This window comes from Belliella filtrata (assembly GCF_022549775.1).
GTDB classification, from domain to species: Bacteria; Bacteroidota; Bacteroidia; order Cytophagales; family Cyclobacteriaceae; genus Belliella; species Belliella filtrata.
This window is the reverse complement of sequence record NZ_JAKZGP010000022.1, coordinates 21,161-42,764: the sequence shown is the minus strand read 5'-3', so window position 1 is coordinate 42,764 and position 21,604 is coordinate 21,161. Positions and strand designations below refer to the sequence as shown.

Sequence of the window (21,604 nt, the reverse complement as noted above, 5' to 3'; positions counted from 1 at the left end):
TAAGCTTGAGAAATTCTAAGGACACTGGAGCATTAAACTTTTTTTAATGAGCATGCTTTTACATAGACCCCATTGTGAATTTTTTTTCCAAAAAGATATGTGAATTTCGATTCAGACTTAAAAGTTTGATTGATAGTAAAGTATAGCCACCTAGTTGTTGGTTTTCCGTCTAAGTCTAAAGCTGGCTTGAATTCAATATCTTTTTCTTGCAAAACAGAAAGTGCATTTTTTTTGATGCTATAGGTATTTTTTCTGTCATTCAACAATTGAAAGTCTTCAACTTCCCCATGTTCATTGATTAAAAAACCAAGCTTTAAAATGTGATTGGTACTTTGGCCTTTAGGCATATAAATATTCATCGTCTCCTTTATCAGTTGAGGGATGCTTATTTTCTCTTTGTTGATAGATGGATAAAAATCATTGCTGGTTAATATTAATTCTTGATTATCCACATACTTTATTCCAGCGTTAGAATTGGGTAAAGTATTGTATTGGACTAAAATGGAGTCATTTCTGATATAAGACAGAGATGAAATTCCAGTAATTAATCAGCTACTTCTATTTCAATTCTATTGTCAAATTGATCAAATTTTTCAGTTACTTCCTTCACTATGACGTCTCCCTCAAAATGCTTTGTTATAGTTTCAACAGTTTTATTATTCAAGCCCAGGATTCGATCTACATGAATGTCTCCAATTCTTTTATTGATAAGCTTGTTGTATTGGTGTTCTCTTGAGCTTTCTTTTAAGTCAATTTTGTGTTCGTCCAATTGGATGATTTTACGATCTTGAGCCTTTGCCTGTACAAGAATAAAAAAAAGGCAAATTGAAAATATTCTGGCCATTGGTAAATACATCTGGTGAATCACTAAACTAATAAAAACTTAAAAGAACTCAAAGATTATTTCTCGTCAATTCACCCCAAAAAACCATTTAGTGACTTGATCAAGTCACGCTTGGTTATGTAACCTCCTTTTCTCCAAAGGATTTTACCTCGCTTAAAAAGTATGAAATGAGGGATCGATCGTACAGCAAACTGCTGGGCAACTTGGGGATTTTTATCTATGTTGAGCTTGAAAAGTTTGATCTTTCCTCCTACCTCTTCGATGACTTCTTCCAATATAGGTGTCATCGTCTGACATGGGGCACACCAGTCAGCATAGAAATCTACCAATATCGCATCCTCACTTTTATGGATAATATCTCTGAAATTCTTTTTCATTGAAGCAATTTAATTGTTTTCTGAAGGATTTTTATAATTCTACGTGACAATAGCTGTCAAGTGTTTTGTTAGGAATTAACCTTCGGGTCTCATTGAATTAAAAGTGTAATTAGGTCAATAATCACAAAAAACAAAAATCCCCTTCAACTTTCCTAAAAGTCAAAGGGGACCTATTCTAGTTTATCTCCTTTAAAAGCAAGCTTTAAAAAGATTACCTAGTTCTTTACACTTTGTAAAAATTCAAAGTTATCTATCCGTTCTTGTATTCGTACCGTCTACAGGTGTTCTTTCGTCTCTGTTGGCTAGATCCCATGAAGTATGGAAGATCAACTTGGCTCTTTTAGTCATCAATGGGAATTCGATCTTGTCGACAGTATCTGTGTGCTGATGATAATCATCGTGTACGCCATTGAAGAAGAATATTACAGGGATATTGTGCTTAGCAAAATTGTAATGGTCAGATCTATAGTAGAATCTATTTGGATCATCTTCAGCATCATACCTGTAATCCAGTTTCAAGCCTGTGTAAGTAATGTTGTTGTATTCGTTGATTACTTTCAAGTGGGAAGAAAGCATCTCTGAACCGATTACATATACATAGTCCTGATCTTCTGCATCTTGGTATTCATAATCAATTCTTCCAACCATGTCGATATTGATATTGTTTACCGTATTTTCAAGTGGGAAGATCGGATTGTTAGAGTAATATTCAGAGCCCAATAGTCCTTTTTCTTCCCCAGTTACATTTAGGAAAAGAATGCTTCTTCTTGGCTTGATACCATCTTTGGCGGCAGCAGCAAAAGCTTCTGCGATCTGCATTACCGACACAGTTCCTGAACCATCATCATCAGCCCCATTGTTGATTCTCCCTTGGCTATCGATGCCAGTGTGATCATAGTGTGAAGAGATGACCAATACTTCGTCTTTCTTATCAGTACCTTCCAGATAGCCCATTACATTCTCGGTAGGGACTAGTTTTGTTGTCTTTTTGATCAAGTAGCTTGCTTTTTGAGCTTTGATTGACTCAGGATTGTTTTTAGCAGCTTCTTTAAGGATTTCTACTGGAGTTTCAAACAGAGAGGACATTTTGTCAGAACTGATCAAGAAAATCGGTTCTTGTTTGGACGGTTGCTCGAAGCCCAATCTTCCTCTTCCACTCAGGGATTTGTATCTATTTGCAAGTCTGTCAAAATTGGCTTGTCCTTCCATAGTGACGATCACTATACCCGCAGCTCCTGCTTCCATGACGTCACTCACTACCGTTTGGGCTCTTGCTCCAATAGCCCAAAGCCCAACAAGCTTACCTTTTACGTCAACCTTTGCTAAATTCTCTTCAGATGCCAAGCCCAAGAAAACCAAGTCAGCTTTTGCAGCTTTCTTCATATCTCCGTCACCAATGAATACAAAATCTTCGTTGTTTACTAATTTTTGTTTTCCTACTGTTAGGTTGACATCAGAAAAAGTCACGGATGCTAAGTTGAATTTCTGTAAATAATCACCATTCACTGGGCCAACAAGACCTAGATTTTTATAGTGATTGGCCAAATATTCGGCTGCCATTTTTTGGCCTTTTTCTCCTGTATCCCTTCCCTCCAGCTCATCAGAAGCCAAGTAAGTTAGTTTTTCCTCTAATCCTTCAGCTGTGATCAATTCAGCATACTTCAGCACTGTGGCATCTTGAGCACTAACCTGCCAGGTCAGACACAACGATAGCAATCCCGCTACCCAGTAATTTCTCTTCATAAGTTATATTCTGATGGTTATTTCAATAAAATAATACCAAACTTAAAAATTATTCCCAACAGTTTAAAACCGTTTATCAATTTGAACTGTTTTAAGAGATAAATCTTGAAGACATCAATTCAATTTGATTCAATAATTTATACCTTTGCACTTCTCAATTCCATAGAGGATATAACCCGAATAATTTTCCTTTACCATACTGATTATGAAGATTAATCTTTCTCCAACTACCAAATTTGAAAATAGGCACAACGGCCCTTCATCAGAAGATATTGCCATGATGCTGGACAAGATCGGCGCGAACTCCTTAGAGGAATTGATCGATCAGACGATACCAAAATCAATCCAATCTACAAAAGCTTTGGATCTTCCAACAGCTAAGTCAGAAGCCAGCTTTTTGAAGGCTTTTAAGGAATTGGCCTCAAAGAATAAGATCTTCAAATCATTTATTGGTTTAGGGTATTATGACACCATTGTACCAGGAGTGATTCTGAGAAATGTGTTGGAAAACCCAGGATGGTATACAGCATATACTCCTTACCAAGCGGAAATCGCCCAAGGCAGACTTGAAGCTCTCATCAATTATCAGACAACAGTGATGGAGCTTACAGGGATGGAAATGGCAAATGCATCTCTACTTGATGAAGCTACAGCTGCAGCTGAAGCAATGACCATGTTATTCGCTTCAAAACCAAGAGAGAAAAAGTCAGCCAATAAGTTTTTTGTGGATGAGAAAATTTTCCCGCAAACCAAAGACCTTCTGATCACGCGATCTGCACCGATTGGAATAGAGCTGGTAATAGCACCTTTGTCTGAACTGGATTTGACCGACCCTGCTTTGTTTGGTGTACTTCTACAGTACCCGAACCTTGATGGTGAGGCTATAGATCATGCGTCTTTGGTGGCTTCTGCTAAGGAAAGTAATGTCTTGACAGCTTTTGCAACAGATTTACTCGCTTTGACCTTGTTGACTCCTCCAGGAGAAATGGGGGCAGATGTGGTGATCGGGACGAGTCAGCGATTTGGTGTTCCTATGGGCTTTGGTGGACCTCATGCAGCTTTTTTCGCTACCAAAGAAGCTTATAAAAGACAAGTGCCAGGTAGGATCATTGGTGTATCTGTAGATAAGGATGGTAACAAGGCTTATCGTATGGCACTTCAGACCAGAGAGCAGCATATCAAAAGAGAAAAGGCAACTTCCAATATTTGTACTGCTCAAGTACTATTAGCTGTAATGGCTGGATTTTATGCCGTTTATCATGGACCAAAAGGCTTGAAAGAAATTGCTGGTAGGACACATGGTTTGGCTCAGTTGACTGCCAAAGCATTGTCAAAACTGGGGTTTGAACAAGAGAATAAATCGTTTTTTGATACCATTAAGATCAAGGTGGATGATGTGCAGCAAGCTAAGGTTCAGGCTTTTGCCTTGTCTTCCGAAATGAACTTCAGGTATGAGCCTGGAGCTATATTCTTGTCTTTTGACGAAGCGAAGACGCTGGAAGATGCTCAGGCAGTAGTTGAGGTGTTTGCCAAGTCTACTAGCCAAAAGGTCACTATCAATTGGGATGAACTTATCGAGAGTTTGGAAATCAATCTTCCAGGTGGATTAGCGAGAACTTCCGAGTTTCTAGACCATCCTGTATTCAATCAGTTTCATGCAGAGCATGAAATGCTGAGATATATCAAAAGATTAGAAAACAAGGATTTATCACTTGTTCATTCGATGATCTCTTTAGGGTCATGTACCATGAAGCTCAACGCTACGGCAGAAATGATTCCAGTGACATGGCCAGAGTTTGGTCAGTTACATCCGTTTTGTCCGCAAGATCAGGCAGCTGGGTATTATGAAATGTTCCAGAACTTGAGAAATTGGCTTTCTGAAATCACAGGATTTGCAGATACTTCTCTACAGCCTAACTCTGGTGCACAGGGGGAATATGCAGGTCTTATGGTTATCAGAGCATATCATCAGAGTAGAGGAGATCACCATAGAGATATTGCATTGATCCCTACTTCTGCACATGGTACGAATCCGGCATCAGCAGTGATGGCAGGAATGAAAGTGGTGCTAGTGAAATGTGATGAAATGGGCAATATTGATGTAGAAGACCTTATATCAAAAGCTGAAGCTCATAGCAATAATTTGGCTTGCTTGATGGTAACTTATCCATCTACTCATGGGGTATTTGAAGAAGCCATTCAGGAAATTTGTCAAGTGATTCATGAGCATGGTGGTCAAGTATATATGGATGGAGCCAACATGAATGCGCAAGTGGGATTGACAAGTCCAGGCTTGATAGGGGCAGATGTGTGTCACCTCAATCTTCACAAAACCTTCTGCATCCCTCATGGTGGAGGAGGTCCAGGTATGGGGCCAATTTCTGTGGCCAAGCAGCTTGTACCATTTTTACCAGGAAATCCTTTGGTTAAAACTGGCGGTACGCAAGCTATTCATGCAGTCTCAGCTGCACCATTTGGAAGCGCTAGTATATTGCCGATTTCTTATGCCTATATCGCAATGATGGGTGGAGATGGCTTGACCAATGCTACGAAAATGGCTATTCTTAATGCTAACTACATCAAAACAAGGCTTGAGTCTCATTTCCCAATCCTTTATACAGGTACAGGTGGGAGAGCAGCTCACGAGATGATTCTTGATTGCAGGGCTTTCAAAGAAGTAGGCATAGAAGTGGAAGATATTGCAAAGAGGCTGATGGACTATGGGTTCCACGCACCTACTGTATCTTTCCCTGTTGCAGGAACTTTGATGGTAGAACCTACCGAGTCAGAGACAGTTTCTGAATTGGATAGATTCTGTGATGCCATGATCGCTATCAGAGCTGAGATTCAGGAAATATATGATGGGGTAGTCGATAAAGAAAATAATGTGTTGAAAAATGCGCCTCATACTGCAGCTCTCGCATTGGCGGATAGTTGGGAACTTCCTTATTCTAGGGAAAAGGCAGTTTATCCTTTGTCATATGTCAAAGCGAATAAGTTCTGGCCTTCGGTGAGAAGAATAGACTCCGCATATGGAGATAGGAATTTGATCTGTAGCTGTATTCCTGTCGAGGAGTATGCTTCGGAAGTAGAATAAAAAAAACTCCCCGGTCAAAAATGATCGGGGAGTTTTTTATTTGACTTAAATTATGAGCCAGTACTAACGAAAAAACCTCCGAAAAATCGGAGGTTTTAATTTAAAATTTAGAATTGATTAACCTTCTACAGTTTCTTCAACTTCAGCTTCAACTTCTTCAGCAGCTTCTTCGATAGAATCAACAGCTTCTTCAGTAGCCTCTTCAGTATCTTCGATGATTACTTCGATCTCAGATTCTTCAGAAACTTCTTTGTTACCGCAAGATGCAGTGAATAGCATACCAGCTACGGCGAATAATGCAAATACCTTTTTCATTGTGTTTTTGTTTGTTTCTTAATTTTAAGCACACAAATGTACAACCGATTATGTAATTGTCAAGCGCTTTGAATAAAATATTTTATTTCTTTTTGTAAACTACTTTGATCGGAACGCCCTCAAAATCAAAGTTTTCTCTGAGCCTGTTTTCCAAATACCTTGTGTATGGACTCTTAATGTATTGCGGTAGGTTACAAAAGAATGCAAAGACAGGATTCTTGGTAGGAAGCTGCGTGACGTATTTTATTTTGATATATTTTCCTTTCCAAGCTGGAGGAGGATACTTTTCAATTTCAGCAAGCATCACATCATTGATTTTTGATGTAGTGACTTTCCTGTTCTTATTTTCATAGACTTTTACGGCTAGTTCTATGGCTTGGAAAATCCGCTGCTTATTCATCACGGAAGTGAATATCATAGGAATCCAGCGATTTTCACCTAGTTTTTCTATGATGTCCTTCTTGAATTTGTCCATGGTCTTGTGATCTTTTTCGATAAGATCCCACTTGTTGACCATGATCATGATGCCTTTGTTGTTTTTGATACCTAAGCTGATCAAGTTCATGTCTTGAGCTTCAAATCCCCTAGAGGCATCTACCATTACGATGATCACATCTGACTCCTCAAGTGTCCTCAATGATCTCATTACAGAGTAGAACTCAATATCTTCTTTTACCTTCGCTTTTTTTCTAATCCCTGCAGTATCAGTGATGATAAAATCCTGTCCGTAGAGTTTGTATCTCGTATGGATAGCATCTCGAGTTGTGCCAGCTTCATCAGTTACGATAGATCTTTCTTTTCCAAGAAGCGCATTGAGGAAAGATGATTTTCCAACATTTGGTCTACCTAAAATGGATATTTTTGGAATCCCTGCATCTGGATCTTCTATGCCCTCATCAGGGAAGTTCGTAATGATAGCATCCAAAAGCTCTCCAGTTCCACTACCAGATACTGCGGCTATTGGATAGACATCATTATCACCAAGCCCCAAAGCATAGAACTCTGAAGCCATGTGTACTTGATTTGTATTGTCAGCCTTGTTGGCTACGATGTATACAGGTTTGTTGGTAGAGCGAAGTACGTTTGCAAATTCCTTGTCTAGGTCTGTCAAACCATCATGGCAGTCTACTACAAATAAAATTACGTTTGCTTCTTCTACTGCAAGTGTTACTTGCTTTCTAATCTCGGCTTCGAACACATCATCTGATCCAGTGACATATCCACCGGTATCAATTACAGAGAAGAATTTCCCTCCCCACTGCGCATGCCCATAATGTCTGTCTCTGGTTACTCCAGACATGTTATCTTCTATGGCTTTTCTTTCTTCTACCAGTCGGTTGAAGAAGGTCGATTTACCTACGTTAGGTCTCCCTACAATTGCTACTATATTTGCCATTTTTCTATTACTTATTGGTCGTAACCAAATTTCTTCAACTTATTTTTATTCTTTCTCCAATCTTCCTCTACTTTTACATAGGTTTCTAAGAAGATTTTTTTGCCAAAGAATTTTTCCATTTCCTCTCTGGCCTGTATTCCGATTCTTTTGAGTGCTTTACCACCTTCACCTATGATGATGCCCTTCTGACTAGATCGCTCCACATAGATTATGGCTCGGATACGGATGATTTTATCTTCTTCATAAAAATCCTCAATCGCCACTTCTGTGCTATAAGGGATTTCTTTTTTGTAATTGAGGAAGATTTTTTCTCTGATGATTTCAGATGCAAAGAAACGCTCAGGCTTATCAGTGAGTTCCTCCTTGTCGTAGAAAGGTGGATGATTAGGGAGCCTATCTAGAATCTCTTGTAGAATACGTTCGGTGTTGAAGCTTTCGGTCGCAGAGATCGGTATGATGGTTTCTGCTTTGATGCGTTGGGTCCAATAAGCTGTCACTTCATTCAATTGATCTTCTTTGCTTAGATCGATCTTGTTGATGACAAGTAGTACGGGTACACCCGATTGGTTGATCTTTTCTATTACGTCTTCTATTTCTTCTTCTGTTTCGAATAGATCGGTTACGAAAAGGATCACATCTGCATCCTCCAGAGACATGTGCACAAAACTCATCATGTTTTTGTGAAGCTCATACTTTGGCTTAAGCATGCCTGGTGTATCAGAGAAGACGATTTGATAGCTGTCGTCATTGATGATACCCATGATGCGGTGACGTGTAGTCTGTGCCTTGGAGGAGATGATCGAAAGTCTTTCACCGATAAGCACATTCATCAAGGTAGACTTGCCAACATTTGGTTTTCCAATGATATTGACAAAGCCTGCTTTGTGTGTTTGTTCGGTCATGACAATAATTTTTTCACAAAGTTAGCTGAAATTTTTCATAGGAGCTGTATCTCTTTGTGAATTAACTACTACAATAGAAATAATACTAAGTGCCTGAACGGTTATTGAATTCAGAACTTTATTCTGATATATTGTCTTAAATTCAGTTAAGATGAAATTAAATCCAGTTATTCTGCTTTAAAATTTCTTCAATCATAACAGCTACACCATCTTCTTTGTGGCTCAATGTGATGCGGTCTGCTATCTCTTTGACTTCGGATCTTGCATTGCCTACTGCCACACCAACACCTACTGCTTTGAGCATTTCGATATCATTATAATTATCACCAAAGGCCATCACTTCATCCATTTTGATATTATGGTTTGTTTGAAGTAGCAATTCAAGTGCTGAAGCTTTAGAAATTGCTTTCGGGGCTATCTCAATATAGGTGTCTTTGGATCTATACAGGTGAAGCATGTCACCCATAGCATCTTGGGCAAGTTGGAAATACCTATCTATCTCCTCTGCTGGCCCCATACACATAACTTTATGAGCACCAGTATCAGAAGACCTCCACTTTTCTAAGACTTCCTTAGAATGAAGTATGGAAGGGTTTACTTTGGTGTTTTTTTGCTCTCTTAAAGCCCAATAATCTAGCGCTGGCTCAAACCAATCTTCTCCTTGGTACAAGCTGATATGTACCTGTGTACCAGATGCCATCTCCACCAAAGATTCACAATGAGACAAGCTTATCTGCACATCATCCAATACCTTTTTTGCATGATCATGTATGACATATCCTCCATTGTAGCATATCAATGGTTCGCCTAGACGATTCATGTCTTTTTGAAGGTGCCTCATCGCATCTGGCATCCGCGATGAGGCTAAGATTACTGGGAAATCTTGTGGCAACTTATTTATTGCAGCTATCAGCCGTGGTGAAAGTACCCTGTCTTTATTTAATAATGTACCGTCTATATCAGTACATATGGCTTTGATTTGCATTAGCTCATATCAAATTGGTCTGGATCAAAATTATCAAAAAATCCAGAAATGGCTCCAAATCCTATCAAAAAGAACACAAGCATTCCTATTCCCACAGCTATTGCCATCCAAATTAGTTTGGCTTTGGCCCAATTTGCTTTGCTAGGATTGCCATTTTTGTCCAATGCCCATACGATCAGCATGATAAAACCAATAATAGGGATATTTGCGATAAATACAGTTAAAAACCAATCAGAGGTGTTGACTGGTGGGTGTTGAAAGTCTTGATTAAAGTCCATAGTCGCTAGGTTTAGGTGTTTTTTGAATACAATATGTGATATTGTATTCAAAAATGCAAAATTAGCGTCTGAAAATCAGTTATTTGAATGCTACAGCTTCTATTTCTACGAGTAGGTCTGGGTTTGCAAGAGCGTATACTGCGACTGTGCTTCTAGCGACTTTATTGGGATTGTCTTCGGTTTGGAAAAATTTATCATACGCATCAAACCATCCTTGCCAATCGATACTCCCTTCTTTATCTGGGGCAAGATATACCCTAAGAAAAACTACATCTTGCATTTCAAAATTAGCTTCTGACAGTATATTTTCAATCTTGCCTAAGATGCTAATGCTTTGCTGGAAAGTATTACCATACCTAGGATTCTCCCCGGGCTTGGCTTTATCATCTGAGACATCAGCGACTATCCCAGAAGTAAAAAAGGAGTCTTTATCCTTTGGGACAAAGACTCCTTTTAATATATGCGCATCTGATCTGTCAAATCGCTGAATTTGAGGCTTTTCTATTTCTGAGCTTGAATTTTTCACCTTAACTTGACATGAAGTGATTATCAAGACGAAGAGAAGAAATGTAAAATGCCTAAAGTTCATAAAATGCTGTCAAGAATTAAGTTGTTCTTTATGTTTCTTTTCTAATCTCAAGATAAAGTCACTAAGCACATTCATGTAATTGATGAAAGCATCATAGGGAGAATCATAAGGGCTAAAATAGGCATGAATGTCTCCGTCCGAAAAGAACTTGGTACACATGTAATAAAAGTGATCGGAGGTCTGAAGGTATGCCCAATCCCTTTTTATTTCCTCATCTTCTATTTGGTTTACAAGACCTTCCATTTGGTAAAGTTTTTCAAAAGCTTCGTCTTGTAGGTCGTTGCCTAGCCAGGCGGTCAAGTCCCTTTCCTCATCAGCCCATGAGATGGGTGTAGGTACATGGATAGGTGCGATTACTTTAGCTTTGTCCAATACCTCGCTTGGTGTAGAAAAACCAAAATCACTGCCATTGAATACTGCTTCAGGTAATGCTTTCATAAACTCAAAAATGCCAGATTCTGCCCATTGGTGCTCTCCGAATGTTTCATAATCCATAAATAAGTTTAATGTCTCCTCTGTTTTTGGAATGGCATTGATCCAATTGACAAATTTAGGAGTAGTCAAAGGGTAGTCAGCCCATGTTTTATTATTAAATCGGAAAGCGATATCGTCGCTAAGCTGAAAGTTTTTGAGCAATACTTTAAGTTCAGGCTTGATAGCATTTTGATACACATAGTTAGGACTTTTCCAACCTAGAATATGCTTGGCTCCTTCTGTAAGAATTCCTTTGAAGCCAAGGTCAGCTATCATAGCGCCGATCTGATCAGAGTAGATTAGCTCTGTGTTTCTAAATACTTTTGGTTCGTAGCCATTGAAATGCTTCTTGATTTTCTCGCGATGAGCATTGATCATTTTAGTGAATTCACCTTTGCTTTTCAAGGAGCAAAGTGCATGAGCATCGGTCTCACTCAATAGCTCGACATGTCCAGTGGCAACAAGTTTTCTAAAGCTCTCTAAAACGTCTGGAGCATAGAGTTCAAATTGGTCTAAACATACACCAGAGATTGAAAAACTGACTTTGAATGCTCCTTGATATTGATTGATCAGATCAAGGAGTAATGCATTCATAGGTAAGTAGCACTTTTGTGCTACTTTTCTCATGATAGTTTTATTGCTATAATCATCCCAGTAGTAGTGGTCGTCTCCTATATCAAAAAACCTATATGGCTTAATCCTCAATGGTTGATGGACTTGAAAGTAAAAACAAATGGTTCTCATGATTATTCTTTAGTTATATTATCATAAACAGTTACAAGCTTGGCAGCGACATGCTCCCATTTCAGGTTTTTCAGTTCTTCACTCCCCAGTTCTTTAAACATTTTGGAGATACTCTGATAATGTAGAAGGGCAAATATGGCGTCAGCCATAGCATCTACATCCCAAAAATCAATTTTAATGGCATTTTGTAATACCTCGGCCACACCAGATTGCTTGGAAATGATCACGGGGGTATTGTGTCTCACAGCTTCGAGTGGAGCTATACCAAACGGTTCGGATACCGAAGGCATCACATATACGTCAGACATGGCGTACATATCATCTACATCCTGGCCTTTCAGGAATCCAGTGAAGTGGAATTTGGTGCCCATTTTTAATTCAGCGACTCTCTGAATCATCTTGTTGAGCAAGTCCCCACTTCCTGCCATAACGAATCTTACATTAGGATCTCTTTGTAAAACCTTTTTTGCAGCTTCTACGAAGTATTCGGGACCTTTTTGGAAGGTTATTCTTCCTAAGAATGTAACAATTTTTTCTGGTACTTTTTTCTTTACTTTGCTTTCTATGATGCTTGCATCTAGGACAGCATTGTGAAGTACGCTGACTTTGTCAGGGTGAACCCCATATTTATTGATAACAATATTTCGTGTAAGGTGACTTACTGCTACCACATGATCAGCTGCATGTAAACCTGCATGTTCAATCTCATAGACTGGACCTCCCGCAGATTCTCCAGATCTATCGAATTCTGTGGCATGTATATGTGCTACTAGCGGCTTGCCGCTGATCTGCTTGGCAGCGATACCTGCTGGATAGGCTAGCCAGTCATGAGCGTGTATCACATCATGTTCTTTTGATCCCGCGATTTGTGCTGCGACTAATGCATATCTAGAAACTTCTTGCAGGAGATCTTTTCCATATTTGCCGCTGAATTCAAACTTATTGCTGAAGATGCTTTCATCTACATCTACCCTATCATGAATGGCATAGTCTGTATACTTTTTGAACTCTTCAGGACTTAGATATGGCACCAAAAAACTACTTACTTCCAAATAGGTAAGGTTTTTCCAAATATCTTTGAACTTACGCTGCCTGTAATCGACTGTCACATCACTGGCATTTACAAAATCGGCCACGGGCTCTTCATCACCCCAAAGTTTGGGAACGACAAATATGATATCTTGCTTGTGATGCACAAGGCCTTTTACCAAGCCATAACAAGCTGTACCTAATCCTCCCGAAATATGTGGTGGGAACTCCCACCCAAACATTAAAACTTTCATAAAAATTGATTTTAAACTTGCTTGACTAAATACATCATCCTTAATAGTTCTCCCACGCTCCATGCTTGAGAGATAGACCCTTTCGGACGGTGCGGTGGGTCTCCATCATAAATTTCTGCCACGGTTCCTACACCGTATTGAGTCATCACCGAGTCGAATTCTTTGATGATCTTTTCGATAAAATGCTTGCCAGACTTGCCGTGAAGTCTCAAATAACCTTCTGCAAAGCTTCCAAGTAACCATGGCCAAACGGTGCCGTTGTGGTAGGCCCTGTCTCTTACATACTGATCGCCAAAATAATAACCTTTATAACCTGGGTCTTCAGGGGACAAGGTTCGAAGTCCACGAGGGGTAAGTAGTTTTGATTTTATTATTTCTAAAATACTATCCATTTGACTTTCTTCCAATGGAGAGTGAGGAAGGGAGACTGCAAAAAGCATATTTGGCCTGATTGACCAATCTTTATGCTCTCCTTGTACTACATCAGCTAGGTAGCCTTTCTTCTCGTTCCAGAAAGTTTGATTAAATGATGCTTTTACTTTTTCAGCCAAACTTTTGGCCTCTTCATCTCCGCTTAGTTCATGGTAAAAGGAAAGTGCATTGTACCACAGTGCGTTGATCTCTACTGCACATCCGATCCTTGGAGTCACAGGCCCATCAGAGTTTACAGCATCCATCCAAGTAAGTGCCACTCCCTCTACACCGCCATAGATGAGGCCGTTTTCTTGCATATGGATATTGTTGTCTGTTCCATTTATGTAGCCATTGATGATAGTCTCGAGCTTAGAAAGGTACTTTTTCTTTACTGTTTTAGAATTTCCAGAAAACTTGATGTATTGCTGAAGAGACCAGAAAAACCACAGCGGTGCATCTATAGAGTTCATGTTGCGCATTACACCACTACCTACATTTGGGAAAAGAGGCCCATGAAGATCTGATGCCATCGTGTCCATGATTTCCAAGAATGTGTCAAAATCTCCTTGAGGAAGTGTTAGTCCCGGACTTGCTATGAACGTATCTCTTCCCCACCAACCAAACCAAGGATATCCAGCTATCACATGCGTCTTACCATCTCTTTTTTGTATAAACTGCCCTGCAGAATTGAGGAGACAGTTTTCAAAATTACTTCTAGGGATTCTTCGAGCTAATTCTTTATCAAATGCCTTCTGTCTTGTGGCAGGGTCAGCTTCAGTAAGACCAGCAGAGAATATTACAGATTCACCCTTAGCAATGTCAAACTCGAAGTAGCCTGGTACAAAAAGATCTTCTTGATAATCATAACCTCTCTCTCTTTCTTGAATATATTCTATGTTATAGTACCAATTTGGGTCAGCGTGGAATGTGTTCTTTTTCGAAAGCTGAAGGTATAGTGGCGAGTATTCTGGGTAAAGTTGGAATATAGCGCCATTTGGTGCTTTGGTAAAATTTTTGTCTACACGATCATTGGCTTTGGATAATTCATGATATCCTCGGAATGCCAAAAATGGGCTGATTTTAATTTTGGTAGGAGAGTGAGCTTCCAGCAGGGTGTATTTGATCATCACCCTATCGCGATTGGTATCCAAGATTAGCTCTTTTTGTAGCACAACCCCTCCTACACGGTAGGTAAGCTTTGGGATTGGCTCGGTGTCAAAATCTTCCAAATACTTATGTCCTCTTGGAGAATAATTGCCAGGGTACTTGCTGATGCCAAGGTTGAAGCTAGCGCCTCTCTGAATTACTGTTTCATGAACTGAGGACAAGAGCACATGCAGTTGGCTATCAATCTCTGGCTGCGGGGATACTAAAAGTCCATGATATTTTCTGGTATTGCAGCCAATAATCGTGGTGCTGGTATATGATCCTCCCCGGTTTGTTCTGATGATTTCACGATCAAGAGAATAGTTTAAATTTACTAGTTGCGTCTTATCAAAATGTATGTAACTCATTTGGTTAAAAGTTTGGAGATTTGCATAAAAATAGCTTTTCCAAACGGAAAGAAAAATAAATAAGCAAAAAATAAAGGCTATGTTTCCATAACCTTTATATTATCTTCACTAATTAGGTGCCGATACCTTCTTTTTGTACTTCCTCAAAGTTTCGAAGTGATTCTTCAAACTTTTCAAAATACCTCTGAATGAACTTTATATTCACTGGTTGGATTTTTGGGAATTTTGGCGAAGCTTTGAATAATGTAAACATTGCCGAGTTACTTTAATTTAAATGATACCACGAGTTTGACAAATTTTGTGCCATTCAAGTTCCAGTTTGTAAGCTGAAAAAAGAAAACCCCTCTAAAAGAGGGGTTAATTGGGTGGAAGACCGGGTTCGAACCGGCGACCTCTGGATCCACAAACCAGCGCTCTAACCAGCTGAGCTACAACCACCATTTTTGCTTTAGAATCAAGCCAGCTGCTTGATTGGAATGCAAAGGTAATATTCCATTTTTTTCAAAACAATAGACTAGCCAATATTTTTTCGAGAAAATGTTAATCTTTCACCTTTTTTATCTTCGTTGAACTCTCCGTTTTCGTACGCTAAGTGTCCAGAAACGATCGTATGTGTCACTTTAGATTTAAATGTGTGCCCTTCAAATGGTGACCAGCCACATTTAGATAATATGTTTTGGTTGCTGACTGTCCATGAATCATTCAAATCTACAATCACCAAATCTGCATAATATCCTGGTCTAATATAGCCTCTTTGCTCTATTTCAAACAGGATAGCTACATTGTGACACATTTTCTCGGCGATTTGATCAAGTCTGATTTTGCCGTCGTGATATAGGTCAAGCATAGCTACCAAGCTGTGCTGCGCCAGTGGGCCGCCTGATGGAGCTTTGAGGTATTTTTCCTTTTTCTCCTCTACGGTATGTGGAGCATGATCTGTGGCAATCACATCGATGTTGCCTTTGATTACGCCTTGAAGAATTCTATCTCGATCTTCGGCTGTTTTTACCGCTGGATTCCATTTGATGAAGTTGCCTTTCTCTTCATAGTCTTTATCTGAGAACCACAAGTGGTGTATGCATGCTTCTGCCGTAATTCTTTTTTCTTCTAGTGGTAGCGTTTCGTCAAACAGCTCAACTTCTTTTCCAGTACTGATGTGAAGTACGTGTAGTTTTGTTCCGTATTTTCTTGCCAGATCCACTACTTTCTTTGAAGCATCATAGCAGGCTTCTTCAGATCTGATTTTTGGATGGTAGCTTGCAGGAATGTCTTCACCAAACTCTGATTTGTATTTTTCTAGATTTTCTTTGATGATGTTGTCATTCTCACTATGTGTGGCAATGAGAAGCTTACATTCTGCAAAAATTTTCTCTAAACTCTCTTGGTTATCTACTAGCATATTGCCCGTAGAGGAGCCTTGAAAGACTTTGATCCCGCACACCTTAGCAGGGTCAACTTTTAAAATTTCTTCAATATTATCATTGGTAGCGCCGAAGTAAAAGGAATAGTTTGCCAAAGACTTTTCGGAAGCTATTTTGTATTTTTCTTCAAGCAATTCCAGCGTGGTAGATTGTGGGACAGTATTTGGCATTTCCATATAGGAAGTGATCCCACCTGCCACGGCTGACCTACTTTCAGTGTAGATGTCTGCTTTGTGCGTGAGACCTGGCTCTCTAAAATGAACCTGATCATCTATGATACCAGGAAAAATATGTTTACCAGTGCCGTCTATCTTGATGTCAGCCTCAAATTCAGAGAGATCGTTGCCTACATTGTAGATCAATCCGTCTTGGATCAAAACATCCATCGGGGTAATCTTGCCTTCATTTACTATATTTGCACCGGTGATCAAAATGCTTTTCATGAATACTTATGGTTTAAGAGTGAAAGTTAAGCAAATCATACTTCTTCATAGTCGGGAAATGTGTATAAGTTGTCTGCTTGAAAAAAAGCTCAAGTAGCAATGGTATACAAGTTTTCCCCTCATTCTGTAAAAATAAACAATCATGTCTGATAGCAACCTATCTTTTGAAAATTTTAAACTGAATAAGCAGCTGCTGGAAGCTGTGGCCGAAGCTGGGTACAGTATACCTACACCTATCCAAGCAAAAGCTGTTCCATTAGCACTTGCTGGACATGATGTATTAGGTATCGCACAGACAGGGACAGGAAAGACAGCTGCATATGTTCTTCCTATACTATACAAAGCGAAATATGCCCAAGGTCAACATCCGAGGGTTTTGATTTTGGCGCCGACTCGAGAGCTTTGTATGCAGATCGAAGAGGCTGTCATCCAGCTAGGTAAGTACACAGACCTTCGATACGTATGCCTATATGGTGGGATTGGTCCAAAGACACAGATTGAGAAAATACAAGCTGGAGTCGATATAGTGATTTCTACACCAGGAAGGTTTATGGATATCTATCGCAAAGGAGAGATACATGTCCGGGAGTTGAAAACTTTGGTGATGGACGAGGCTGATAAAATGCTAGATATGGGATTTATGCCTCAGATACGCGCAATTCTCGAAGTGATTCCTACCAAGCGACAAAATTTATTATTCTCTGCGACTTTTAGCAGTAGAGTTGAAAATCTATCCACTGAATTTTTAGAATTCCCAGAAAGGATCGAGATCTCTGCTCAAGCTACTACTGCTGAGACGATTAAGCAAACGAAGTTCGAAGTGCCAAATATCAAGACTAAGATTAATCTTCTTGAGCACATATTGAAAGATGAGGATGTCAAAAGGGTAATTGTATTTACCAAGTCTAGAAAAAATGCCGAATCAGTTTTTAGCTATCTAGAGAGAAAGCAGCTGGGTGAGATTCGTGTCATTCATGCCAACAAAGGTCAAAATACAAGGATCAACTCCATGGAGGATTTCAAGTCAGGGGATGTTAGGATTTTGGTTGCTACAGATGTAGCTGCGAGAGGTCTTGATATCTCTATGGTCAGTCACGTGATCAATTTTGACGTGCCACTTATTTATGAGGATTATGTACACAGAATAGGTAGGACAGGAAGGGCTGAAAACGAAGGGCATGCCATTACATTTGTCAATCCCGCTGAAATATGGCATTTTGAAAAGATCGAAGAGATCATAAGGATGTCTGTAGAAGAGAAGTCTATTCCAGAAGAAGTGAGTGTGACCAATACGCCTTTTATCGAAAAGCAAGGCTATGAGAGAGAGATTGATAATCAGAAACGTAAAGATAATCCTGATTTCAAAGGTGGCTTTCATGAGAAAAAAGCTAGACCAAGTGTAAATCCAAACAAGGCAAAAGAAAAGAGGGGTAATAAAAATTCCAAAGCCAAAAGAAATCGTAATCAGCTTAAAACCCAAGGTAAGTGGAAGAAAAAGGGCGGTTAAGCCCTGTACTTCAACCTTAAGCTATTGATAACCACGCTCACACTACTCATGGCCATGGCTCCTCCCGCTAGCATGGGGTCGAGTAGGAAGCCGTTGATAGGATAAAGTATCCCAGCAGCTATTGGAATACCGATCAAGTTGTAGATAAATGCCCAGAATAAGTTTTGCTTGATCGTGCGAACGGTTTCTTTGGAAAGTCTAATTGCCTCCGGAAGCTTTGATAGTGATGAGGAAATGATAGTCATCTTGGCTACATCTATAGCTATATCACTACCTCTGCCCATTGCAATACTTACATCTGCAAGCGCAAGCGCTGAGCTGTCATTGATTCCGTCTCCTACCATTCCAACAATCTTTCCTTGAGCCTGAAGCTGTCTGATGTAATTAGCCTTTTGTTCTGGTAATACACCAGCTTTAAAATGTGTGATGCCCATTTCTTTGGCAACAGCTTTTGCTGTGCTCTCTTGATCCCCAGTGAGCATATGTACTTCTATGCCGGATTGTTGCAGCTGTATGATAGCTGAATGAGAAGAGGGTTTGATTTGATCTGAAATTGCCAAAACCGCAATTACGCTGGACGTATCAGCAAACCAAACTACAGTCTTTGATTCTTGACTCCATTTTTCAGCTTTTACAAAAGCTTCTTGATCAATGGATATTTGCAAATCCTCCAACAGCTGGCGATTTCCGATATGATATTTTTGACCCTTATAGGTTGCTCTTACCCCTTTGCCCGTGATGCTTTCAAAATGTGAAACCTGTATTGTTTCTTCTTGGGGAAAATGTGATGCAATTGCTTCTGCCAGTGGATGCTCTGATTGATTTTCAATGCTGGAAAGTATGTGCTTAGCTTCAGGATTGGTTGCTATCCACCACTCATTCACCACCTTTGGTTTACCTTCTGTGATAGTACCTGTTTTGTCAAGTATGATGGTATTGATTTTTTTTGCCAGTTCAAGGCTTTCTGCATCTTTGATTAGGATTCCTTTTTCGGCTCCTCTACCTACACCGACCATGATCGCTGTGGGTGTGGCTAGTCCAAGAGCACATGGGCATGCGATCACCAAAACCGTGACCATTGCCAATACCCCTTGTGTAAATGCATTTTCACCACCAATTAGGTTCCAGAGAAGGAAGGAAGCAACGGCAATTACAATCACCGTGGGCACAAAAATATTAGCAATTTTGTCAACTAATTTTTGAACAGGTGTCTTGCTTCCTTGTGCATCTTGCACCATTTTGATGATCTGTGCGAGTAGTGTGTCTCCTGCTACTTTTTCGGCAGTGAATTCGAAGCTGCCTTTTTGATTGATGGTGCCTGCATAGACTTTGTCAAGCGCTTGTTTTTGTACTGCCAGTGGCTCACCTGTGAGCATGCTCTCATCTACATAAGATTCTCCTTTTAGTACAGACCCGTCTACAGCGATTTTTTCTCCAGGCTTGACTAAGATAGAATCTCCAACTTTTAGTCTTGCTATTGGGACATTTACTTGCCGTCCATTTTCTTCTATGATAGTTACCGTTTTAGGCTGAAGTCCAATGAGTTTTTTGATGGAATTGGATGTTTTGCTTTTTGCTTTTTCTTCCAAAAGTTTTCCTAAAAGTATGAATGCGATAATTACAGTGGCAGCTTCAAAATAGACATGAGCATGGAGTCCCTTGTCTTCCCAAAATTGTGGAAAAGCAGTATTGAAAACACTAAAAGAGTATGCAGTCCCTGTACTCAATGCGACTAGCGTGTCCATGTTGGTAGACTTGAGTTTGGCTTGCTTCCAAGCATGAATGAAAAAATCCCTGCCTAACCAAAGTACTACAGGAGAGCTGAATAGCCACATGAGTTCATTAGCATAGGGCATGTTCATGAAAAACATGCCTATCGCTACGACTGGTGTCGAAAAGACCAAAGCCCAGATGGTTTGGATTTTTAGTCTCTTAAGTTTTTTCTGGTGTATGTTTTCGACCGTTTGACCGCTATTGGTGTGTTCTTCTATGAGTAGGTCATAGCCAGCTGATTGTACTTTTGCTTTGAGTTTTTCGCTAAAATTGATCTCAGGTATAAATTCTAAACTTACCTTTTCATTGGCATAGTTGACCTTAGCATCGATTACACCTAAGGTGGTTTTGAGGGTGTTTTCTACACTTCCAGCACATGCAGCGCAGGACATTTCCAATACAGGGTATGTTTTCTTTATGGTCGGAACGCCATAGCCCAAGTCTCTGATGGTACTGATCACTTCGGAAAGCTTTTCTTGATCGGAGACTTGGATTACAGCGCGGTGGTTGTTACTCTCCACACGATGTGCTAATACGCCATTTATTTTTGCAATTGCCTTTTCAATGATTAAAGCGCAATGGTCACTTGCTATACCTTCAAGGGGGATTATTATTTCTTCTGCACGCCTATTCATGATTCGATTTGTAAGGAATTAAGAATTACAAATCTCGAAATAAGCTTGTCAGGATAGTTACATTATTTTTGAAATGGCTTACACCTTGATTTATCAATGATGATGTCCTCCTGGGCCATGAACATGCCCATGGTCGATTTCCTCCTGTTCTGCTTCTCTGATATTCACGATTTCTCCTTTGAAATATAAATCATAACCAGCCAATGGGGAGTTAAAATCCATGTGAACTCCTTTGTAGTCGATTTTGACGATTTCTCCTCGGAGTTGATTTCCTTGATCATCTTGCATGGGAATTACCCTACCTACTTTGAGTATTTCGGGATTCTTCTTTCCATTTTCTTTAAAATTTGCCTTTGGTACGATAGCTTTTTTGCTCTCATCATAATCCCCATAAGCATTTTCAAAGTCTATAAATACTTCAAATGTGTCACCTACAGCCTTGCCCTCTAGTGCTTTTTCCAAGGCTGGGATGGTGTTTCCAGCACCGAATAGAAAATGATGAGGTTGGTCTTTTTCAACTTTTTCGAAAAATGTCTTTCCTTGCTCACCGTCATCTACATGTAATTCGTAGCTCACTGAGACTACTTTATTTTTCTCTACTTTCATTTTGTTATTGGTTGACGTATCTGAATCTATAAGTATATCCGCAAAGATACCAGTAACAGAGTCATATTTGGTATTTTCAAGATCCAGATATTAGTTAATTTTAATCCCGAAGTAATCTATTATTTGAGTGAAATACTTCTTTTTGTGCGAAAGCGGATATTCATATTATTATAAAGCAAACAATTTTCTATCAAGAAAATTCTTTGTAAGAGTCAAATTCTCACTTTCATTTTTAATCTATAAGAGTGATTCGGTCTTGTTTGC

19 protein-coding genes and 1 tRNA gene are annotated in these 21,604 nt (G+C 39.5%); 2 read left to right on the top strand and 18 right to left on the bottom strand.

Translation table 11 applies throughout. The features are described from left to right. Positions 1 to 32: 32 nt before the first annotated feature. From MM239_RS10150 to MM239_RS10135, 4 genes are all read right to left on the bottom strand, one after another. Entirely contained in the window at positions 33 to 452 is a 420-nt protein-coding gene (locus MM239_RS10150; RefSeq protein WP_241348081.1) for a hypothetical protein, read from the bottom strand. A 92-nt stretch (positions 453 to 544) separates the two neighbouring features. After that, on the bottom strand, positions 545 to 844 hold the full coding sequence (locus MM239_RS10145) for a hypothetical protein (protein WP_241348080.1): 300 nt from the start codon (positions 842 to 844) through the stop codon (positions 545 to 547). Positions 845 to 915: 71 nt separating this feature from the next. Further along, complete coding sequence (gene trxA / locus MM239_RS10140; protein ID WP_241348079.1) at positions 916 to 1,221, bottom strand: thioredoxin; 306 nt, start codon at positions 1,219 to 1,221, stop codon at positions 916 to 918. A gap of 246 nt (positions 1,222 to 1,467) precedes the next feature. Beyond that, positions 1,468 to 2,964, bottom strand: a complete 1,497-nt coding sequence (locus tag MM239_RS10135; protein WP_241348078.1) for a M28 family peptidase — start codon at positions 2,962 to 2,964, stop codon at positions 1,468 to 1,470. Positions 2,965 to 3,169: 205 nt separating this feature from the next. Between MM239_RS10135 and gcvP the strand changes: the two genes are divergently transcribed. Next, entirely contained in the window at positions 3,170 to 6,061 is a 2,892-nt protein-coding gene (gcvP, locus tag MM239_RS10130; RefSeq protein ID WP_241348077.1) for an aminomethyl-transferring glycine dehydrogenase, read from the top strand. A 117-nt stretch (positions 6,062 to 6,178) separates the two neighbouring features. On the opposite strand, the gene MM239_RS10125 is transcribed toward gcvP, so the two are convergent. From MM239_RS10125 to MM239_RS10070, 12 genes are all read right to left on the bottom strand, one after another. Then, positions 6,179 to 6,376, bottom strand: a complete 198-nt coding sequence (locus MM239_RS10125) for a hypothetical protein (RefSeq protein WP_241348076.1) — start codon at positions 6,374 to 6,376, stop codon at positions 6,179 to 6,181. An 82-nt stretch (positions 6,377 to 6,458) separates the two neighbouring features. Then, positions 6,459 to 7,772 carry a ribosome biogenesis GTPase Der gene (gene der / locus MM239_RS10120; RefSeq protein ID WP_241348075.1) on the bottom strand — a complete coding sequence of 438 codons (1,314 nt, stop codon included), beginning with the start codon at positions 7,770 to 7,772 and terminating at the stop codon, positions 6,459 to 6,461. An 11-nt stretch (positions 7,773 to 7,783) separates the two neighbouring features. Further along, positions 7,784 to 8,674, bottom strand: coding sequence for a GTPase Era (gene era / locus MM239_RS10115; protein WP_241348074.1), 891 nt, complete (start codon positions 8,672 to 8,674; stop codon positions 7,784 to 7,786). A gap of 157 nt (positions 8,675 to 8,831) precedes the next feature. Further along, complete coding sequence (locus MM239_RS10110; RefSeq protein WP_241348073.1) at positions 8,832 to 9,659, bottom strand: Cof-type HAD-IIB family hydrolase; 828 nt, start codon at positions 9,657 to 9,659, stop codon at positions 8,832 to 8,834. Beyond that, on the bottom strand, positions 9,659 to 9,937 hold the full coding sequence (locus MM239_RS10105) for a hypothetical protein (protein ID WP_241348072.1): 279 nt from the start codon (positions 9,935 to 9,937) through the stop codon (positions 9,659 to 9,661). The genes MM239_RS10110 and MM239_RS10105 overlap by 1 nt, the downstream gene beginning before the upstream one ends. 79 nt (positions 9,938 to 10,016) lie before the next feature. Further along, complete coding sequence (locus tag MM239_RS10100; RefSeq protein ID WP_241348071.1) at positions 10,017 to 10,463, bottom strand: RidA family protein; 447 nt, start codon at positions 10,461 to 10,463, stop codon at positions 10,017 to 10,019. Positions 10,464 to 10,535: 72 nt separating this feature from the next. Then, positions 10,536 to 11,744, bottom strand: a complete 1,209-nt coding sequence (locus MM239_RS10095; protein WP_241348070.1) for a glycoside hydrolase family 57 protein — start codon at positions 11,742 to 11,744, stop codon at positions 10,536 to 10,538. 2 nt (positions 11,745 to 11,746) lie between these two features. Continuing rightward, positions 11,747 to 13,027: a glycosyltransferase family 4 protein gene (locus tag MM239_RS10090; protein ID WP_241348069.1), complete on the bottom strand. Its 1,281-nt coding sequence runs from the start codon at positions 13,025 to 13,027 to the stop codon at positions 11,747 to 11,749. Positions 13,028 to 13,038: 11 nt separating this feature from the next. Then, on the bottom strand, positions 13,039 to 14,955 hold the full coding sequence (locus MM239_RS10085; protein WP_241348068.1) for an amylo-alpha-1,6-glucosidase: 1,917 nt from the start codon (positions 14,953 to 14,955) through the stop codon (positions 13,039 to 13,041). A 112-nt stretch (positions 14,956 to 15,067) separates the two neighbouring features. Continuing rightward, entirely contained in the window at positions 15,068 to 15,208 is a 141-nt protein-coding gene (locus tag MM239_RS10080; RefSeq protein WP_241348067.1) for a hypothetical protein, read from the bottom strand. Positions 15,209 to 15,318: 110 nt separating this feature from the next. Beyond that, positions 15,319 to 15,394 (bottom strand) — tRNA-His (locus tag MM239_RS10075). A gap of 75 nt (positions 15,395 to 15,469) precedes the next feature. After that, the gene (locus MM239_RS10070) at positions 15,470 to 16,819 is read right to left on the bottom strand and encodes a dihydroorotase (protein WP_241348066.1); all 1,350 of its coding nucleotides are present in this window, start codon (positions 16,817 to 16,819) and stop codon (positions 15,470 to 15,472) included. Between the two features lie 142 nt (positions 16,820 to 16,961). On the opposite strand from MM239_RS10070, the gene MM239_RS10065 reads away from it, so the two are divergent. Continuing rightward, positions 16,962 to 18,326, top strand: coding sequence for a DEAD/DEAH box helicase (locus MM239_RS10065; RefSeq protein ID WP_241348065.1), 1,365 nt, complete (start codon positions 16,962 to 16,964; stop codon positions 18,324 to 18,326). On the opposite strand, the gene MM239_RS10060 is transcribed toward MM239_RS10065, so the two are convergent. Both MM239_RS10060 and MM239_RS10055 read right to left on the bottom strand, forming a co-directional pair. Beyond that, positions 18,323 to 20,734 (bottom strand): heavy metal translocating P-type ATPase, encoded by a 2,412-nt coding sequence (locus tag MM239_RS10060; RefSeq protein WP_241348063.1) that lies wholly within the window; start codon positions 20,732 to 20,734, stop codon positions 18,323 to 18,325. The genes MM239_RS10065 and MM239_RS10060 overlap by 4 nt on opposite strands. A 93-nt stretch (positions 20,735 to 20,827) precedes the next feature. Further along, a complete protein-coding gene (locus MM239_RS10055; RefSeq protein WP_241348062.1) occupies positions 20,828 to 21,340 on the bottom strand; it encodes an FKBP-type peptidyl-prolyl cis-trans isomerase in 513 nt (170 codons plus the stop codon). Between the last annotated feature and the right edge of the window lie 264 nt (positions 21,341 to 21,604).

What these genes read in the sequence shown, in the direction of transcription:
- MM239_RS10145 (WP_241348080.1), bottom strand. Translation starts at nt 844, where the DNA reads ATGGCCAGAATATTTTCAATTTGCCTTTTTTTTATTCTTGTACAGGCA.
- trxA (WP_241348079.1), bottom strand. Translation starts at nt 1,221, where the DNA reads ATGAAAAAGAATTTCAGAGATATTATCCATAAAAGTGAGGATGCGATA.
- MM239_RS10135 (WP_241348078.1), bottom strand. Translation starts at nt 2,964, where the DNA reads ATGAAGAGAAATTACTGGGTAGCGGGATTGCTATCGTTGTGTCTGACC.
- gcvP (WP_241348077.1), top strand. Translation starts at nt 3,170, where the DNA reads ATGAAGATTAATCTTTCTCCAACTACCAAATTTGAAAATAGGCACAAC.
- MM239_RS10125 (WP_241348076.1), bottom strand. Translation starts at nt 6,376, where the DNA reads ATGAAAAAGGTATTTGCATTATTCGCCGTAGCTGGTATGCTATTCACT.
- der (WP_241348075.1), bottom strand. Translation starts at nt 7,772, where the DNA reads ATGGCAAATATAGTAGCAATTGTAGGGAGACCTAACGTAGGTAAATCG.
- era (WP_241348074.1), bottom strand. Translation starts at nt 8,674, where the DNA reads ATGACCGAACAAACACACAAAGCAGGCTTTGTCAATATCATTGGAAAA.
- MM239_RS10110 (WP_241348073.1), bottom strand. Translation starts at nt 9,659, where the DNA reads ATGCAAATCAAAGCCATATGTACTGATATAGACGGTACATTATTAAAT.
- MM239_RS10105 (WP_241348072.1), bottom strand. Translation starts at nt 9,937, where the DNA reads ATGGACTTTAATCAAGACTTTCAACACCCACCAGTCAACACCTCTGAT.
- MM239_RS10095 (WP_241348070.1), bottom strand. Translation starts at nt 11,744, where the DNA reads ATGAGAACCATTTGTTTTTACTTTCAAGTCCATCAACCATTGAGGATT.
- MM239_RS10090 (WP_241348069.1), bottom strand. Translation starts at nt 13,027, where the DNA reads ATGAAAGTTTTAATGTTTGGGTGGGAGTTCCCACCACATATTTCGGGA.
- MM239_RS10085 (WP_241348068.1), bottom strand. Translation starts at nt 14,955, where the DNA reads ATGAGTTACATACATTTTGATAAGACGCAACTAGTAAATTTAAACTAT.
- MM239_RS10080 (WP_241348067.1), bottom strand. Translation starts at nt 15,208, where the DNA reads ATGTTTACATTATTCAAAGCTTCGCCAAAATTCCCAAAAATCCAACCA.
- MM239_RS10070 (WP_241348066.1), bottom strand. Translation starts at nt 16,819, where the DNA reads ATGAAAAGCATTTTGATCACCGGTGCAAATATAGTAAATGAAGGCAAG.
- MM239_RS10065 (WP_241348065.1), top strand. Translation starts at nt 16,962, where the DNA reads ATGTCTGATAGCAACCTATCTTTTGAAAATTTTAAACTGAATAAGCAG.
- MM239_RS10060 (WP_241348063.1), bottom strand. Translation starts at nt 20,734, where the DNA reads ATGAATAGGCGTGCAGAAGAAATAATAATCCCCCTTGAAGGTATAGCA.
- MM239_RS10055 (WP_241348062.1), bottom strand. Translation starts at nt 21,340, where the DNA reads ATGAAAGTAGAGAAAAATAAAGTAGTCTCAGTGAGCTACGAATTACAT.